This window comes from Neobacillus sp. NPDC093127, assembly GCF_044754175.1.
Lineage (GTDB): Bacteria > Bacillota > Bacilli > Bacillales > Cytobacillaceae > Neobacillus.
In genome coordinates, this window is record NZ_JBIVOP010000015.1 from 35,872 (window position 1) to 52,515 (window position 16,644).

The following is a 16,644-nucleotide window of genomic DNA, read 5'->3' on the forward strand; positions in this document are numbered from 1 at the left end:
ATTGGATTTTTAAAGGGTTTTTTTTTAGGAGGGGTCCTACTGGAATTTATTTACACACAAAAAAAAGAGACAATGGCACTTGTCCATTGTCTTTCATACTTACACAAAAATTACATTCCTGTTTCTTCGCTCTCATAGCTGAATTGCCAGTTAACTCCAAACTTATCTGTTAAATGACCGTAGCATTTGCTCCAGAATGTTTCTTGAAGGTCCATGCCTACCGTCCCGCCTTCTTTCAGTTGATTAAATGAAGATTTAATTTCATCCATGTTCTTACTGACTATTGCAAGATTTATATTATTTCCTACAGTAAAAGGCATACCGGGAAAGGTATCAGAAAACATGACATTACTTCCGCTAATAGTAAGCCGTGCGTGCATGACTAAGTTTTTTGCTTCCTCTGGAAGAGGATATTCCGGGTTAGGAGGCGTTTCTCCAAAAGTCATAATTTGTGGCTTTTCCGTTCCAAAAACCTGTGCGTAAAACTCTACTGCGTCACGACAGTTTCCGTTAAAATTAAGATAAACATCAACAGACATTTGCTTCACTCCTAGTAATTAATAATTGAATTATACCCAGAAAACTCCATATAAACAAATTACCAGCAATTTATTGAAGTTTACTTTTGCAGATTATTACGCTTTGCCACTATCCTGCGCCATTAGTTCAGATACATCCTTTCACAATCCCTAACATAATTTTGACACGTTTGTTTAGTTTTTTTGATGAGGGACTAATCTTTTGATTTCTCGATTTTAGGTCGCCAATAGCTCTGATTGACTACTCGAATTTATTCTTTTTTTATTTTCGACCAATAAAAAAGGCACCGCAAATGCGATGCAATTAGTTAACATTTTCACTTATCTTCTTAATGCTATTTAAAGTTTTTCGATAGGAAACGGAGCCCGCCAACTAAGCGCGTTTTCCTTTTTGCCTATTACCCTTGTTTGGAATTCATATATACCTCTTCGTATGGCTGAACGACCACAAATCCATCTCCTTCAAACCGCATTTGAATCGACTCGCCGCTGCCTCTGCCAAGGAAGGTTTTGAAGCTAATATCGGTTTGAATGACCGGCTGAAGGTTTCCAGACCAGGCGACGGTTGCATTTGGGTCGGTAATTACAGGCTGGCCCGGTGTAACTCTTAATGTAAGTGGTTCATAATGGGTGGTAAATGCAATCATCCCGGTTCCTTCGCAAAAGACATTAAATAGTCCGCCGGCCATCATCCCGGCAATCCGTTTCATTAATTTAATCTTCCACTTAATACTTGGTTCAAACGCAAGCAGATCATTACCGTTAATAAAGATAGAATCGTTTTGCAACTTTAGGATAACAATCTTTTTACCGCTATCGGCAAGATATAATTTCCCCCTGCCATTTGCTTTCATTAACGAGGCACCCTCCCCGGTTAGTGCCTTTTTGAAGGCTGTCCCAAGACCGTGCTCCAGAATTCCTTCTCGGACAAATTTCATTTCTCCGTGGTAGGCAACCATCGATCCTGCCTTGGCCCATACTTGACCATCCAGGTTTACTTCGAGCAAACGAGGGGTCTCTAATTCAAAGAATCCCTCACCCTTATCCACTTGCTCCGTTTGTTTAATAAATTCTTCAATTGAATATCTGCTCATTCAGCACACCTTCCTTCCCTACCTATATGTACGAAAAATAACCATGAATGTTTCAAAATAAAGAAAAACGAAAAATCACAAGCGATTACATATACATTTAATTGATTTTAAAAAAAACGAACAGTGCCACCAGCATTGTTCGCTTTTTACTATGATGCTCTTATTTCAGCAGTCTGGAACCGTTCTTCTATAGTCCTTTAAGAAGACATCTTTGTGTCTTGATATGGTTGTTTTTAACATTGAAACTGTTAAAATTTCAATTAAAAGCAAAATTGCACCACATAAATAAAAAACAAAATTTGGGCTATGGCAATAATTATAAAAAATAAAACACGAAACCCCATATAATAGGAATAAAAACAATCCAAACAAAAATGCAGTAAAGACAAACAATAAATAAGAAATAACAACTTTTTTGTGAAATACGTGTTTTAGAGTAAGACCTTCCCAACAAAGATTAGCTATTATCCCCAACTCCATCACCTCAGGTAGACATACTTTATTACACAGTATATCCACCTGATGCGGATTCCTTACCACTTTGTTAGGGAACTGTACTCTTGTCGTTTACGGTTTAGTTTACAAAAAATCTACGGTTTTGGATTAATTACTAACGATACGATGATCATTAAAAGGGTAAATAGTAATAAAAAGCTGCATAAAGAAAGGCCCCAAATTGCGTATAGTCTGGACCTTCGTCGGGTAATTAGCCCAAATAGCCCGAGGAAAAAGCCCACAATCGGGAGCTGGACGATAAAGATTCCGGGAAACACTGGCACTTTCATCAACAGGGCGACATTTAAACCGGCTAACGAAATAAGGGCAATCAGGAAAGATAAAAATCCTGATATAGTTGGCAGACGCCGGCCTCCGCCTTTTTTCTTTATTCCCAATTCCATAATTTAACCTCCCCTACCTTCACTGCTCGGATTTCCTGCAGATCTTGAAGTTTTCGTAACTCTTCCGTCGGGCCGGTGATGACCGCACCAAAAACATTAATGCCATGTTTTTTGATATAGGCAAGGCGGCCGCCCAACGCTAAGGATTTGGCGCGGGCCACTTTAGTTGCCACTGCTTCATTATTTTTAAGCTGTAATAAAATTTCAAGAAAAGCCTTCTCATTATCATCCGTTTTAAAAGGTGACCAGGTCGTCGGGTCGTACTGTGCCGGATAACCTAACGGTGTAATCGGCACCCCCGCTTGATCTACCTGGGCTGCGTCCATTCCGGTATCGACGGCCAACCAGCGAAGCTCCATATTTTTCGGCAGACTCTCTTTCAATTCTTCAGGTTTCATGACTTGATTTAAAGAAACATAAATCTCGGCAACCGATCCATCCGGAATTTTTTTCAACATATCCCACCCCGTATATGCCGAAAAGGGAAGAGCCGCTTTTGGGTGGACCATGAACTCTGTCTCCTTGCTTGGGTATTCATCCAACGGTCGATCCAAGATTAGGTCCCTCTTCGGAAATTCAGGCTGATTCAACAAAAAGTCGATATCATAGCTGCCAACCTTGTAATCCTCTTTACCAATCCTTTTAAAAACATCAAAGTTGATATTCATGGAGAAAAAGCCAATCTTATGTTCCAATCTAAGTTCTTCCAAACCCATATTTGGCTCGGTTACATAAATGGTTTTCGCCGCAACATCGATTAACTGGTTGGCCCTGTCGCCAGTTGCGTAATACATATAGGAGGCCAAAGTCATCAATGGTACAACCAGTAGCAAAATTGCCAGACTGACCATAATATTCGTTCTTCGTGCCAGATTTTTACCGATTGTGACAATTTCTGTTTGGCCTTCTTTTGAATAAGATTGAAGCCCGCTAACTTCATTTAAAGAATCCTTTAGATAATTTTGATAATCCTCTTCAAAACCTTTCTTTTCATCACTCATCTGCCTTCTTCCTTTCCTTTACTCTATCCATAACTTTCTTCCGGCCCCTATGTAAATGGCTTTTCAGCGTATTTATTTTCATATCCAGAATTTCCGCGGCTTCATCATACGCAAGCTGATGCAAATCACATAACAGCAAAACATGTCTTTCCTGCTCCCTTAAGGTATGAATGTCATTCAACAGCAATTGAAAACCTTCTTTTTCAAGCAGCCTTTTTTCTGGTGTTTCCTTAGAGGAATTCCTCTCTTCCATCTGCTCCTGAATGACAAGGCGTTTATTTTTCCGTTTAAAATCAATAAAGGCATGGTAAGCAACCTTAAACAGCCAGGCACGAATATTGGAAATTTCATAATCTTCTAGGTGTAAATAGGCCCGGTAAAAAGCCTCTTGAACCAAATCCTCGGCGATAAAATGATCTTTTGAAAGGGAGAAAAGATAGCGATACAAATCATTTACGTTTTCTTGATATGCTTGATCAAGTTCCAAAGCTGTTCCCCCTTTCATCCTAACCACGTTTAACGATAGCAAAAGGTTGCAACTTTGGAAAATTTTTATTTAGAAAAACACCATTCGCAAAAATTGGAATGGTGTTTGATTCTCTTCTATTTATTTATGAACGACTAAATGCGCAAAATGAAAATGGTCGAAGGCGTGCAATCCATCTTCCCGGCCCGCGAAGTATATTTCATCAATATTCGCAGGTGAGAGATTTTCATATACTAACATATTGCATTCTTGCAGTTCGCGATCTAGTTCAAACGGATCAAAGCCGGTAACCATTGGTTCACCTGTTTGGGCGGTAATTTGCCTCATTTGAGTTAATTTTTTTGATGCCTTTTTTTCATTGAAGGCGGTGTCGTCGAGGTAATCAAATACGAACGAGCTTCCGTTCATGGACATAGCTGAAATAGAAGAAAGAAGGTTGTAAAAATCTCTTTTCTCTAAGTACATCACGACACCTAACAAACTAAAATAGGCATATTTCTGTTCATCATAGCCGCTTTGCTTCAGCCCGTCGCTTAATGAATCATGTTTAAAATCTAAGGGTACAAATTTCAGATTAGCAGGAATGGCAATACCCATTTCTTGAAGGCGGTTTATTTTAAATGCTTGGGTTGCGGGATGGTCTACCTCATAGATGATAAAGTCTTCTGGGAGATGTTCTTGTCTTAAAGCAAAGGTATCAAGGCCGGCACCTAAAATGACATATTGTCTTACCCCTCTTGCGATAGCCGACATTAGACCGTCTTCTGCATACCTTGCCCGGCTGACTAGTTGTGGAATCGTCTGGTTATTCATCACCCATTCCAACTTTTCGTCAAACGTCTTTAATGCAGCACCCACCTCCGGATCAAAGAAAGCGATAGCATTGGCCCAGTTAGCAGCAATGAACTGTTTTTCCTCATCTCGCAAAAGTGAATGAGCAACACGGTCATTAAAAATGGGCTTACTGCTCTTCAACGCATGATATCCCCGGGCAAAGCAGCTGACTAGCGCAGTTAAACTCTCTTTCGTTTTTTCCAAATTAACTCCCCCTTCGTTTAAAAGCAAAAAACTCCCAGCTAAAATATAACCAGGAGTTCATAATACGACGGAAGTTAAAACGTGTCAATAAACATTTAATTATAGCACAAATAAAAATTTTTTGTCAAGAGTTTTTTGGAAAATCTGACCTCGTTTGATTGGGTGTCAGGCACCGCTGTGGATAAGTTAATCAAATCTCAATCACTTTAATCGTGGAAAGGATTTCTTCCTCCGCTGTTTTGTGGTTCCATTCGTAGGGATAGTAGCCCAAGGGGTTGCAAATGATTTCGATTCCTTTATAAATCTCATGATATCGGGTATGAATATGCCCAAAGATATACTTTTTCACACCATATTTCACCGCTAATTCCCCGAAGCGCGAACTTCCCATCATCGCATTGAAAAAGTCCCAACCGGGGTCGTCCTTACATACGACAAACTTTGAAAAGGGCACCATATGTGTCATCATGATGATATTTTTTCCTTGATAAACCCTCAACCAATTTTCTATTTTCGCTAAATACCGTTCCGTTTCGTCCTTATCATGTCCCGGCCAGTGGGCATATATCTTATCCGGCCATGTGAAGTCATGAAACCTGCCCAAGGTAAATTGTTCTTCCGTGAATCCGTTGATCCCAAAAGTGTAGTCATACCAGCCGCCATCACCGATTACAACCCAATCTTCATTTAATTCCACCGGACCATTTCCGAGATTACCTGGGAATCTTAGTAGTGTTTCGCAGGCAGATTTTGAGTCTTGATGATAGATATCGTGGTTCCCATGGACAAATAATAACTTCGTTCGTGGAAATTCATTTTGCAGCTGATTCAAAAGGGTAAGGCATTTTTCCGAATCATTAGTCATGTCACCGCTAATGATAAACACATCCGGAGAATGGTCAGCCAGCCAACTATTTAGCAGTGCCATAATATCCGTCTGTGTATTTTCTCGATTGATGCCTTCATGAATGTCTGATAGAACGGCAATTTTCATTTAGACCCCTCCTCGTCGAACTTGTAAATTAGACGCTTTTTCCAATCGTCCTTTTGCTCTCATATTATTAAAATAAGAAAAGGAGCCAGAGATTTCAATTCTGATTCCTTTTCCATTTTGGCTATATGTTCCTTATTGGTTCAATTGTTTAATAAATTCCCTCATGAAGCCCGGCAAATCCGGCCAGGCATGACCGGAAACAAGATTTCCTTGAACATGGAGAGGATTCTCGATATAGGTAGCACCCGCCGCTTCTACATCTGGTTTGCAGGCGATATAGGCGGTCAGCTCCCTGCCTTCCATGTATTGGCGAACCGTTGTCAAAACTAGACTTGCATGGCAAATGGCTCCAACTGGTTTATTCGCTTCAAAGAAATGCGCGACAATTCTTGGAACATTTTCATTTAAACGAATGTATTCCGGTGCCCTTCCACCAGGAATAATTAATCCATCATATTCTTCAGGGTTCACATCTTCAAAGGCTATTTGGGATTCAATTAAGTATCCTTTGCTTTCCGTATACGTATCCCAGCCGATAAAGTCATGCACAACGGTTTGGAGCTTTTTCTTCGATGGCGCCGCAATATGCACATCATAGCCTTCTTCTAGACAGCGAAAATATGGATAATAAATCTCTAGTGCCTCAACGGCGTCCCCGGCGATCAATAGAACTTTTTTTGACATGATTTCATTCCCCCTCGTAAAAATATGGCTATTCCACCTTTATTTATATATTCTAGCTTTTCCCTTTCATTCCCTTTTTTTATCCTAAGAGTTTATTCCCCATCTTTCGGAGACTCAATTTTCGATTCATTCAAATACATGAGGAAATCTAAGTCGCCGCCTCCTGTCGAAAATCCATTGTTATTATTACCCTTTGGGAATGTCTCTTTTCCGAGTTTGTCATAGGCAGTCCAGCCAAAATATATACTTTTATCAAAGAAGAAATGATTGGAAAATATATCAGGATTTTTAACCGATTCTACATTTTTTAATGAGTTCATGAATACTGCCCAGTCATCCGGCAGCTGCAATACACCATAAGATTTCCCCTGAAGGGTGACCTTTTTCGCCATTTGAACTCCGGGGTCATACGTTACTTGCCCATCCCGGCTATGATATCCTCTCTGTCTGATTAAATAAAACGTTAGATAACCGACTTGATCAGCAGGATGAATATTCCATATTAGGCGAAAGGTTGTTGGATCTTCGCTATTAATCTTCCAAATATATGGCTGTTCCATTGTATTAAAGGAGACAATCTCCCATTTATGCTGCTGCCATTCCCAATTACTAAAGCCGTACTTGTCTCCCTCAGCAACAAACGGGACAACCCGATGTCGTTCATCGATTGAAATCGTGCCTTGAATGACTTTTACTGCCGCTTCTGGAAAGACCTGATTCATTTCCTCAATCAATTGTTCATTTGTTAGAAAAGGATCAGGTTTTGAAAAATAAAACCAATAAATCGCTGTTGCTGAGATGACAACTACAGCTAACAAAGCAAAGAACCAGATTCTTTTTTTCATCAGATTATTTTCCTCCTTTCAGCAAGGAGTCTTTTGAGCGAAAATAGAGCTGTTTATTCGGTGCCGTTACCAAAATTCCTTTTCCATCAGCTTCAACGTATATGATTGATTCCATGCCACTCCCCCATTTTGGTGAAGCTCCGCTGAGTTGATAGGGAAACCGTTCGTTTATCTTTTTAGAATCAGACCCCATAAATGTCTCTTCATACCACTCTTCGCTATAAATCGTTGCTTGACTCATGTTATGTAATTGACTCTGCAGCTTTTCTATATTTAGTGAGTAATTTCCCGCCGAAGGATGGATATTGATAATAGCGGCATTTTCTACATTTGAGATATACGTTGAAATCTCGTCTTCAGGATATAGTAGCAGATGGGCAGGAATGGCTATGAGCGTTGCCGCTAAGAAAATAAAGTTTGCGTAAAAGCCTAACCAAGCGAAACGCCGATATATCTGCCAGCGCCCTTCCTTTCTCTTCAATATTCCAAACAAAATCCAAACACCAAGTGGTAAGATTGGGATTTTGAGCAGCGAACCAAAAAATTGCAAATTAATTGAAAAACAAAAAATACCGACCAGTACACTAACGATAACTTTCCAAACCTTTGGCTTCTCAGCTTGTTTTTTATAGATACGATAGACAATAAATCCAATAACACACCATGCTAAAAATCCAGATATAAATGCAATGAGATCAAACGAAAAATCAAAATGAATGTCCATTCCCCACCTCCTGTTTTACATAATTCACCATAAACCTACAAATTCCCTGCAAAAGCATTATGCTTTTTCAAGAGGGACATAGGGACAGGCTCCTTGTCCGAAAAAAGAATCTTGAAGATGAAACTCCTTTTGCAATGATAAAGTTAACCTTTTTAATAGATACCTAATAAAACCGTTTAGAATGTAAAAAAAAGGTCAGTCCCACGACGCTTTAACTTAGCGGGAGACTGACCCTTTAATTGACTTCTCATTTCCTCGAGCACCGCCCAATTTAAAAACAAAAACGCCGCCAACAATGACTAATACACCAATTAACTGCTTGAATGTAAACGGAACTTTACCAAGACCCAGCCAGCCAAATGAATCCCACAGCAATGCAAACCCGAGCTGTGATGTCAGCGCGATAGAGATGGCAAACGTAGGGCCAAGCAGCTTTAATCCCTGAACGAGACAAACCACTACTCCTACTCCAAGCAGACCGCTGAACCAGTACCAGGGCTGCATATTTTGTAAGGAAAATATCTGCTTCCCTTCAAAGATGAGACCCATTGTCATGGAAGCCAGGAATCCCAACCCTAATACTAGAGTCGTTGTCGCCCAAGACCCTGCTCGTTCATTCACCTTACTGTTGAAGATATTTTGCAAACTGACCAGCGAACCAGCAATAAGCGCCATTATTAATCCTAGTATCATATTCATGTCTCTCCCATTTGCTGCCTTTTTCTCATATTTGCCCGCTGCATGATTGAATAAATCTACTCGTAGATATTTTCACCTGCGAGTGCCCTTAGTCCTTCCCTGTCCTTAATAAGGATGAACCCTTTGTTACGCTCAATCAGACCCTCTGCGCAAAACTGTCCAATAACTCGATTCAGATGTCTTGCGCTTGTTCTGATTAAGTTCGCGGTATCCTTAATACTAATGCTTATTTGCTCTTTAAATAACGAGTCGGATTCATCAAAGGATACGGCTAAAAGATAACTTGCCAAGCGTACTTCCACTGGATAAAGCAAATTGAAGCTCAAAGTATTGGATTTGACGGTAAACTTTTGTGTAATGATATCCAGCAAGAATTGCAGCAGCGGCGCGTAATCACTTCCGTATTTTTTCAACCAGCGATGATGTACACCAATCATACAGACAGGCGATACTGCCTCAACCGTATTAATAATCTCAATATCTCGTAAATATTCAATATCCCCAATTACCTCAAGCGGTGTCTTAAACGAGAGAATAAGTGTTTTGCCTTCTGCCGACGTGGTGTAAATTTTGAGCTTCCCCTTAACAAGGACGTACAGAAACTGTGCGGGGTCACCTTGAGAACAGATAAGTTCCCCTTGATCAAAGCTGTATAGCGACAAATGAGATAATAATGGGGCATTAAATATCGATTCGATTTTATGAGCTTGCAAATAAGATTTTAGCTGCTCACGATCTTTTATTTCTTCCATTGATTGTTTCGCCTCCAGACTTTCACCTGTCACAAATGGGGACATTTATCGATTCAAAATCTTAATATTACCACTCCGGCTATCATCATCCCAATACCGATGAACTGCGGCAGTCTCATCTTCTGTTTTACCAAACCGAACCATCCGTTACTATCTATGAAAAAGGTCATACTCAGCTGAGCAATCAGGATCGCAGATATTGTAAGGGTAACACCAATATGCTGAATAGCCGTGACATTAGTGAAAATAATCACTGCAGCAAAGGCCCCGCCCGTTAAATATAATGGTTTCACCCGCTTAAACGCTTGCCATTTTCCGTCTCGGACGAACATCAGGATAAGCAGGGCCATAAGGAAGCCGGTGAACTGGGTAACCGTTGCCGCCTGCCAGGTGCCAATATCTTGACTAATCTTGGTATTAGCCACTCCCTGTAAGGTTATAAAGCCTCCGCCTAAAAATGCAAATAAACTTCCTTTCATCTATTCTTCCCCCCAAACTAGATCTCTCTTTTATTAAAAGCTATATTTAGGTTTTGAGGGAAGGACATATGTCCTCGCCTCCAGCAATTTAATCAAACGTTTAGTTAGTTTTTGCACGCCTGTTATCAAAAAAGGGCAGTCCCCACCATTTTGCCATAGTAGGCTGATCTTGAAATTTATTGTTTTTTCCACTTTTTCACATATTAATTCTTAAGGGAATTCTCTAGGGTAAAAATAATTATTGGGGGAAGTGCCCTTCATAAGGTCAATGAAGGATAAAAATCAGTGGGAAATGGGGGAAATATCCTTCATAAATCCGATGAAGGACAAAAATCAACAGGAGATCGAGAGAAATGTCCTTCATTAGGCCGATGAAGGACAAAAATCAGCAGGAGATCGAGAGAAATGTCCTTCATAAAGCCAATGAAGGACAAAAATCAGCAGGGGACTGAGAGAAATGTCCTTCATAAGGCCGATGATGAACGCAATGAGCAAAATGATTGCGATAACAGGATTTAGCTTTTCCTCTCCTAACGCAATTTTACACTGTAGTACCTCATCGCGATCAAGCTGCCTTCTACATCAAAAACCCCTTTTTCTATTAGCTTTCTTAGGCGATACTCCAAAAATGCATCGCCAACATATTGGTCTAAATGCCCCAGCACCTCGCCAATTAATCTGGCAGATTTCATAAAGTCTTTTGTTTCCTGCCTTCTATGTAACTTTTTAGCTTTTTGGATGATAAATGGGTCGTAATAGTCTTCAGGGACACTCACAATCCTTCCATTTCTCCAGATTCTTAAAGTTTCACGATTCTCGGTTAAAAAATTCCATTCATCTCCATAATCTTCTTTATCATGGTCAGTTAGAACTCTTCCTTCTCCTTGATCATATATTATTTGGAGTTTGTCAGGATTTATTTCGCCTGAATGCAAAACTGTATATTGTCTTCTTCCTGCGTTAAAAAGTTCTCCATATGACTTTGTCGTGTTGATAACGGTTATATCGTTATTTTTTCCCTTCAATATATCCAAAACAAATCGCAGTCCTGTTTGTTCATGCGCATTGTCAGCAGTCCAAATAAAAATTAGCAACTCTTCTGGAATGGACAAAATTCGATCAATTGTCTTTTGAAAGCTTTGTATATATTCCTGAAATTCTCCAAATTCATCATTCATTACGTCCTTCATCCAATCAAATCGTGCCTCCAGCCCTGTTTCTTCGTGTAACCGCAAGACTGGACCAATCGAGAACATATCCCAAAAAGAAATGATTTGTTCTTTTTTATCTATCCCTTTCTTCCTAAAGGCAGCTCTTAAACTGCCCGCAGAAGATTGGCCAAACAGAATATGGATCATCTTTAATGCTCCTTCCAACAGAAAAAATATTTATCACGGCTAATAATAGAGTACCCCTATCCGCTCCATCAAGAAAAATAGCACAATGACAATAGGCAACATGCGTAAGCGTTGAAAATGATTGGCAGGCAATAGGAAGAATAACAAAACAGCTGAGATGATATCAAATCCTTGGGGGATCCCGAACGTATAGAAAAAACTATAGCCTTCCACCAAAAGTACACTAATTGGTAAAGCAGCGCAGAGTGCAGCAATCCAGCCATTTCCTTTGGCGTACCACACCGCATACCCACCTACCGGCGAAAGTAAGGCAATTCCGCCCCAAGCAATAAAATGATTCATTGGGAAAAATCCAAACAACACCATGGAATAGAAATAATAAACAAGAAGCATTGCCAGTAGAAAAATAAATGTATGTAATGCAGCAGCTTTAGGCGAGCGACTTCGAACGGCAATAATTGATGTAACTACAATCCAAAAGCCAAGGTAAGTCCCCATTTGCCCAACAACGGTACCATCTGTGAATTTAGCCAAGAAACCTAATAAAGCTCCCAACATAAATACAAACAATACTCTTACTAATCTCTTTTGTAACGGCGGCACTTGATCCGATTTAGCTCTTATGTAAACCAGTTTTTCTTTCATATCATTTTTCGTGAAAAGTTTATTTCTTTTATTGAAGCTACTTGTTTCTCATTCATAATCATCACCTCTATTTACATATTTTACTATGATTCCGGGAAATATCGAGTACGCCGTCTTTCTATTTTATCCAGTGACCCTGGCTTACTAAATGAAGTGGACCTGCTAAAGTGACTGCATATCAAAATGGATATGGAAAAGCGTTCATTGACCAGCGCAAGGCCACGCAAAATGATGATTTGATATGGACGGTTATTTAATCCGCCTAAGCCTCATTATTCCCAATAAAATTGGAAGACCAAATCCAATAAGCGCTATCGGTAAAAACCATATCCCAAAACCTGCACCCCAGCCTAGAGGAATAGAAATGGATTCAACTAAGATGAGCGAAAAAAGAATGAGACAAATGTTTTTTAATTGATTAACAAGTTTTCGACTTTGTAAATAAAACTGTTCTGCATTTGATTCATTTAATCGGTTAGGATAATTATGTATTTCGGGGAATTTTTCTAAAATGCTCAATAGAAGTGCAATGAATATCCCCACAAACGGTAAAATTAGAAGTTCCCATTTTGATCCCCAGCGGTCCACCTCACCTGCTGCATTGTAATGTGCTGGGACTTTATCCGGGAGTGTTCTCCAAACATAAAGTAAAACAATAATCGATCCGAAAAAACATAAATAGCCGATTATATTCCAAATCCATTCACTCTTTGTCTTGGGTATTTTTAATTTTGGCCTTCCCAAATAATTTGACATGCTCATTTCTCCCTCCTTAAAAGTTTTTTCCTATTGAATATACCCACTTATTATAGGGAAGCCCTTTTCATCACAAAAATTCGTAATTTGATACACGCATGAAACAAGCCTCTATTAGTCCCATTTTATATTATCTTTTACAGCAAAAGATAGATATTATAAAAAGGAAAAAAGGGAACTTCTCACCATTAAGAAGTTCCCTTTTTACTTATACTAGTTAACTGTCAGAAATTCCATTTACATACCAAATTACTTTATCTCTGCTAATGCCACTTCCTGATAGGCTTTAAAGAAGGAACTGCAGAAAGTATCCCACTCTATTGCCGCTTCCATCGATCCTTCACTTACTTCTCCGAGAACCGGCCGCTGCAGCAGGTCTTCCAGTTGCTCTGAACATGTTTGGATGGTTTCCTGTGAAGCCCCGTCTAGAACATGACGTACAAAATCAGATGGGGGATACCAATCTGCCACTCTACTTATATCACGATAAATTTGGGTTAATAACAGATTTCTTGGTCCTTCCCATTGTTCGTTAACCACGACATCCCGGAATATCCGCGGAAGTGAGGAGAACTCCTCCATGACGCCATGACCGGCAAACACCGAGATTGCTTCGCGTAATACTTCCACCCCCTCTTTGGTAGCGCCAATTTTCTGCAATAAAATTAATTCGCGCAGGTTAAACAGTTGTTTTCTGATTTCAAGTGGGTGGTCTGATTTAAGTCCAGGGTTAAGCGGCTTTTCAAGACGTAAGAAAAGGTCATATATTTTAAAGGCGCCTGCCGTTGTCCGTTGTGCTGCATTCTCTATTAGCTTTAATTTACTTCCTGCAAGTGGATAATCTTTTATTTTTTTACCAAAAACGGAACGGAATTCGCTATAAAGATTGGCTTCTCTTGATGCGCGGAGCATAAATCCGGCACAGGCAATGCCGATTTCAAGACGGGATAATGTCAGCACAATTCCGACTGCCACGGCTATGCCTTTATCTTTTGGTCCGATTGGATAAGCAAGAGCCCCATTATATTGGAATTCGCCGGTAGGAACCTCAGCGGTACCCATTTTCCATTTAATCCGGTTAATTTGATAGTCATTTCTCTTTTCCTTCTCTTTATCTCCTGGCAGCCATGATGGGACAATAAAGGTGGATACTTTGTTTGAGCCTGAAATTTTGGCGGTGACAACGGAATAATCAGCATGGGCGACGGAGCAGAAGAATTTATTACCATATAATCGATAGTTTTTTCCATCAGGAACGGCTTCTAATAGATTCGCAGGCAAATCAGAGCCGCCCTGGATTTCCGACATATACTGGGCGCCAATGGCGTATTCGCCGTTAACCCCTTCTTTTGTATGCATTAAAATCTCATGGAGTTCTGGATGATTTTCATCCGGAAATTCTTCAATTAGGGCAATCAATCCGTGAGTACATGTTAAAGGACAGGTAACCCCCGCTTCCCCTAGTTGATGAATTAACATTCGTTTCACAAAACTCTCCCAAGCTGTCATTTGACTAGAGAATAGGCCTTCACCAAAAACTCCTTTTTCTAAAAGCTGTGTTTCCATTGGCCGCACCACTCTGTCGATCCTGTGGTTAAATGCATCATAGTGAAGCATATGCGGACGGACTTCCGGCCTCGAGCTTTGTACGGCTAAATGATTCCATTTAGAAGAAACTGTTGGAGAAAAGGAAAGAATTTTTTCATGAATTTGTTTAAAATCAGAGCCAGTGAATTTTTCCACTGTCTTTTGCAAAAATGGTTCATCACGATACCAATCAAGATTTTCACGGTTTGCAACAAATTCATCAAAGCTGTAGGAATTTTTCCCTTTAGTATCTGTGTCTTGGGAGGTTATGCTCATCAAATTCACTCCTTATTTTCAATTGACAAATTATATTATTCAGAATTATTATAATATTTATCCATCCACAAGAAAAGGTATCTCTAAAATAGTGATTCTAAAGAGTAAGACGTTGGTGGATAATATTAAGTGATGAATAGAGTAATGGTTTTTACAAATGTTAATCAAACGTTTGGTTAACCTCCACATGCCAGCCATACCAACGGCTTCAGCTATTCAATCAAACGTTTGATTGGTTTTTCATTCCAGAGTCACATAGTGTCAAAAATTTAATCAAACGTTTGATTGGTTATAACAGCTAGATCATGTACTCTTTACATTCACTTTTTTAGCGCCATAGGATGATTCAGGGAAATAGTTAATTAAAATTCAGATGAACAAACAAAGTTCTGCTTTTTTAGAATTTTACTTTCAGAAATTTGGGTCTAATTGTGCTAGTATGATATGGTAATTAGAAAAAACTATTGGGGGTTATAAAAAAATGGTACTACCAAATTTTGAAGCAAATTTACAAAAGTACGCTAAACTTTTAGTTGCGAAAGGAATTAATGTTCAACCTGGTGATTGGGTAAAAATGACCATTACTGTTGATCAGGCTCGATTAGCTCGATTAATCACAGAAGAAGCTTATGCTTTAGGCGCAGAAAAAGTAATTGTTAAATGGTCCGATGATGAAATCAGCAAACTTCATTACATACATCAGCCTGTAGAAGTGCTAACCGACATTCCTGAATACGAAATTCAAGAATCCGAAGACCATGTACTAAATCATCGCGTAAGCCGTCTTTCTATTGTATCAAGCGACCCAGGCTTACTAAATGAAGTTGACCCTGCTAAAGTGGCTGCCTATCAAAATGTAGCTGGAAAAGCGTTCAGCGCCCAGCGCAAGGCCACGCAAAATGATGATTTGAAATGGACCGTCGCGGCTGCTGCAGGAGCTGGTTGGGCGGCAAAAGTGTTCCCTAACCTTGCAACTTCGGAAGAACAAGTTGATGCCTTATGGGATCAAATCTTTAAAACCTCCCGTGTTTATGCAGAAGATCCAGTTGCTGCCTGGGATGAACATAAAAAGACATTGAATGAAAAGGCAACAAAATTAAATGAAGTTCAATTTGATGCCTTGCACTACACAGCTCCTGGTACGGATTTAACATTAGGCTTACCGAAGAACCATATTTGGGCATGTGCTGAAAGCTATAATCCAAAAGGCGAAGAATTTATTGCCAACATGCCGACAGAAGAAGTTTTCACTGCTCCTGACACTCATCGCATGGATGGTGTGGTCCGCAGCACAAAGCCGTTAAGCTATGCCGGGACATTAATTGAAGGCATTGAAGTCCACTTTAAGGATGGCAAGATTGTGGACATTTCTGCAGAAAAAGGCGATGCAGCGATTAAGAAATTGGTGTTTGATAACGAAGGCGGAACTGGCTTAGGTGAGGTTGCCTTAGTACCAGACCCATCCCCAATTTCTCAATCAGGGATCACTTTCTTCAATACTCTGTTTGATGAAAATGCCTCCAATCACTTAGCCATTGGTGCAGCTTATCCGACTACGATCGAAGGTGGAACGAAAATGAGCCAAGAGGAATTATTAAAACACGGCATGAATACTTCCACTGTTCACGTTGACTTCATGATTGGCTCTAACAAGATGAATATCGACGGCATCAAACAAGACGGCACCATTGTTCCGATTTTCCGAAATGGAGACTGGGCATTTTAAAAAAGCAATAAACGCAAGGCGACGATTCTTATGCTTCACTAAGCTAACGTATAGGAAAAAG

General features: G+C 39.8%; 18 protein-coding genes. 1 reads left to right on the forward strand and 17 read right to left on the reverse strand.

Features of this window, described 5'->3' with window-relative positions:
• Nucleotides 1–110: 110 nt before the first annotated feature.
• The 17 genes from ACIQCO_RS19390 to ACIQCO_RS19470 all read right to left on the reverse strand — a co-directional run bounded on the left by ACIQCO_RS19390 (nucleotide 111) and on the right by ACIQCO_RS19470 (nucleotide 14,857).
• A complete protein-coding gene (locus ACIQCO_RS19390) occupies nucleotides 111–539 on the reverse strand; it encodes a VOC family protein (protein WP_400431278.1) in 429 nt (142 codons plus the stop codon).
• Nucleotides 540–937: 398 nt separating this feature from the next.
• Complete coding sequence (locus tag ACIQCO_RS19395; RefSeq protein ID WP_400431281.1) at nucleotides 938–1,633, reverse strand: AIM24 family protein; 696 nt, start codon at nucleotides 1,631–1,633, stop codon at nucleotides 938–940.
• A gap of 590 nt (nucleotides 1,634–2,223) precedes the next feature.
• The gene (locus ACIQCO_RS19400) at nucleotides 2,224–2,532 is read right to left on the reverse strand and encodes a hypothetical protein (protein WP_400431283.1); all 309 of its coding nucleotides are present in this window, start codon (nucleotides 2,530–2,532) and stop codon (nucleotides 2,224–2,226) included.
• Nucleotides 2,517–3,533, reverse strand: a complete 1,017-nt coding sequence (locus ACIQCO_RS19405; protein ID WP_400431286.1) for an anti-sigma factor — start codon at nucleotides 3,531–3,533, stop codon at nucleotides 2,517–2,519. The genes ACIQCO_RS19400 and ACIQCO_RS19405 overlap by 16 nt, the downstream gene beginning before the upstream one ends.
• Nucleotides 3,526–4,020 carry a sigma-70 family RNA polymerase sigma factor gene (locus ACIQCO_RS19410; RefSeq protein ID WP_400431288.1) on the reverse strand — a complete coding sequence of 165 codons (495 nt, stop codon included), beginning with the start codon at nucleotides 4,018–4,020 and terminating at the stop codon, nucleotides 3,526–3,528. The genes ACIQCO_RS19405 and ACIQCO_RS19410 overlap by 8 nt, the downstream gene beginning before the upstream one ends.
• A gap of 120 nt (nucleotides 4,021–4,140) precedes the next feature.
• Nucleotides 4,141–5,058, reverse strand: coding sequence for a class I SAM-dependent methyltransferase (locus ACIQCO_RS19415; protein ID WP_400431291.1), 918 nt, complete (start codon nucleotides 5,056–5,058; stop codon nucleotides 4,141–4,143).
• A gap of 190 nt (nucleotides 5,059–5,248) precedes the next feature.
• Entirely contained in the window at nucleotides 5,249–6,052 is an 804-nt protein-coding gene (locus tag ACIQCO_RS19420) for a metallophosphoesterase (protein WP_400431294.1), read from the reverse strand.
• A 132-nt stretch (nucleotides 6,053–6,184) separates the two neighbouring features.
• Entirely contained in the window at nucleotides 6,185–6,736 is a 552-nt protein-coding gene (locus tag ACIQCO_RS19425; protein WP_400431297.1) for a DJ-1/PfpI family protein, read from the reverse strand.
• Between the two features lie 92 nt (nucleotides 6,737–6,828).
• Complete coding sequence (locus ACIQCO_RS19430; protein ID WP_400431300.1) at nucleotides 6,829–7,581, reverse strand: hypothetical protein; 753 nt, start codon at nucleotides 7,579–7,581, stop codon at nucleotides 6,829–6,831.
• A gap of 4 nt (nucleotides 7,582–7,585) precedes the next feature.
• Complete coding sequence (locus tag ACIQCO_RS19435) at nucleotides 7,586–8,305, reverse strand: hypothetical protein (RefSeq protein ID WP_400431303.1); 720 nt, start codon at nucleotides 8,303–8,305, stop codon at nucleotides 7,586–7,588.
• A gap of 216 nt (nucleotides 8,306–8,521) precedes the next feature.
• Nucleotides 8,522–8,998, reverse strand: coding sequence for a DMT family transporter (locus ACIQCO_RS19440; protein WP_400431533.1), 477 nt, complete (start codon nucleotides 8,996–8,998; stop codon nucleotides 8,522–8,524).
• A gap of 62 nt (nucleotides 8,999–9,060) precedes the next feature.
• A complete protein-coding gene (locus ACIQCO_RS19445; RefSeq protein ID WP_400431306.1) occupies nucleotides 9,061–9,756 on the reverse strand; it encodes a Crp/Fnr family transcriptional regulator in 696 nt (231 codons plus the stop codon).
• A gap of 53 nt (nucleotides 9,757–9,809) precedes the next feature.
• Nucleotides 9,810–10,235 (reverse strand): DMT family transporter, encoded by a 426-nt coding sequence (locus tag ACIQCO_RS19450; RefSeq protein WP_400431308.1) that lies wholly within the window; start codon nucleotides 10,233–10,235, stop codon nucleotides 9,810–9,812.
• Nucleotides 10,236–10,765: 530 nt separating this feature from the next.
• A complete protein-coding gene (locus ACIQCO_RS19455; RefSeq protein ID WP_400431310.1) occupies nucleotides 10,766–11,593 on the reverse strand; it encodes a DUF1835 domain-containing protein in 828 nt (275 codons plus the stop codon).
• A gap of 39 nt (nucleotides 11,594–11,632) precedes the next feature.
• Entirely contained in the window at nucleotides 11,633–12,238 is a 606-nt protein-coding gene (locus tag ACIQCO_RS19460; protein ID WP_400431312.1) for a DUF6518 family protein, read from the reverse strand.
• Between the two features lie 249 nt (nucleotides 12,239–12,487).
• Nucleotides 12,488–12,994, reverse strand: coding sequence for a DUF1648 domain-containing protein (locus tag ACIQCO_RS19465; RefSeq protein ID WP_400431536.1), 507 nt, complete (start codon nucleotides 12,992–12,994; stop codon nucleotides 12,488–12,490).
• A gap of 249 nt (nucleotides 12,995–13,243) precedes the next feature.
• Entirely contained in the window at nucleotides 13,244–14,857 is a 1,614-nt protein-coding gene (locus ACIQCO_RS19470; protein ID WP_400431315.1) for an acyl-CoA dehydrogenase family protein, read from the reverse strand.
• Nucleotides 14,858–15,338: 481 nt separating this feature from the next.
• Between ACIQCO_RS19470 and ACIQCO_RS19475 the strand changes: the two genes are divergently transcribed.
• The gene (locus ACIQCO_RS19475; protein WP_400431318.1) at nucleotides 15,339–16,583 is read left to right on the forward strand and encodes an aminopeptidase; all 1,245 of its coding nucleotides are present in this window, start codon (nucleotides 15,339–15,341) and stop codon (nucleotides 16,581–16,583) included.
• Nucleotides 16,584–16,644: the final 61 nt, after the last annotated feature.

Coding starts and splice junctions, on each gene's coding strand:
- ACIQCO_RS19390 (WP_400431278.1), bottom strand. CDS start 539: ATGTCTGTTGATGTTTATCTTAATTTTAACGGAAACTGTCGTGACGCA.
- ACIQCO_RS19395 (WP_400431281.1), bottom strand. CDS start 1,633: ATGAGCAGATATTCAATTGAAGAATTTATTAAACAAACGGAGCAAGTG.
- ACIQCO_RS19400 (WP_400431283.1), bottom strand. CDS start 2,532: ATGGAATTGGGAATAAAGAAAAAAGGCGGAGGCCGGCGTCTGCCAACT.
- ACIQCO_RS19405 (WP_400431286.1), bottom strand. CDS start 3,533: ATGAGTGATGAAAAGAAAGGTTTTGAAGAGGATTATCAAAATTATCTA.
- ACIQCO_RS19420 (WP_400431294.1), bottom strand. CDS start 6,052: ATGAAAATTGCCGTTCTATCAGACATTCATGAAGGCATCAATCGAGAA.
- ACIQCO_RS19425 (WP_400431297.1), bottom strand. CDS start 6,736: ATGTCAAAAAAAGTTCTATTGATCGCCGGGGACGCCGTTGAGGCACTA.
- ACIQCO_RS19430 (WP_400431300.1), bottom strand. CDS start 7,581: ATGAAAAAAAGAATCTGGTTCTTTGCTTTGTTAGCTGTAGTTGTCATC.
- ACIQCO_RS19435 (WP_400431303.1), bottom strand. CDS start 8,305: ATGGACATTCATTTTGATTTTTCGTTTGATCTCATTGCATTTATATCT.
- ACIQCO_RS19440 (WP_400431533.1), bottom strand. CDS start 8,998: ATGATACTAGGATTAATAATGGCGCTTATTGCTGGTTCGCTGGTCAGT.
- ACIQCO_RS19445 (WP_400431306.1), bottom strand. CDS start 9,756: ATGGAAGAAATAAAAGATCGTGAGCAGCTAAAATCTTATTTGCAAGCT.
- ACIQCO_RS19450 (WP_400431308.1), bottom strand. CDS start 10,235: ATGAAAGGAAGTTTATTTGCATTTTTAGGCGGAGGCTTTATAACCTTA.
- ACIQCO_RS19455 (WP_400431310.1), bottom strand. CDS start 11,593: ATGATCCATATTCTGTTTGGCCAATCTTCTGCGGGCAGTTTAAGAGCT.
- ACIQCO_RS19460 (WP_400431312.1), bottom strand. CDS start 12,238: ATGAAAGAAAAACTGGTTTACATAAGAGCTAAATCGGATCAAGTGCCG.
- ACIQCO_RS19465 (WP_400431536.1), bottom strand. CDS start 12,994: ATGTCAAATTATTTGGGAAGGCCAAAATTAAAAATACCCAAGACAAAG.
- ACIQCO_RS19470 (WP_400431315.1), bottom strand. CDS start 14,857: ATGAGCATAACCTCCCAAGACACAGATACTAAAGGGAAAAATTCCTAC.
- ACIQCO_RS19475 (WP_400431318.1), top strand. CDS start 15,339: ATGGTACTACCAAATTTTGAAGCAAATTTACAAAAGTACGCTAAACTT.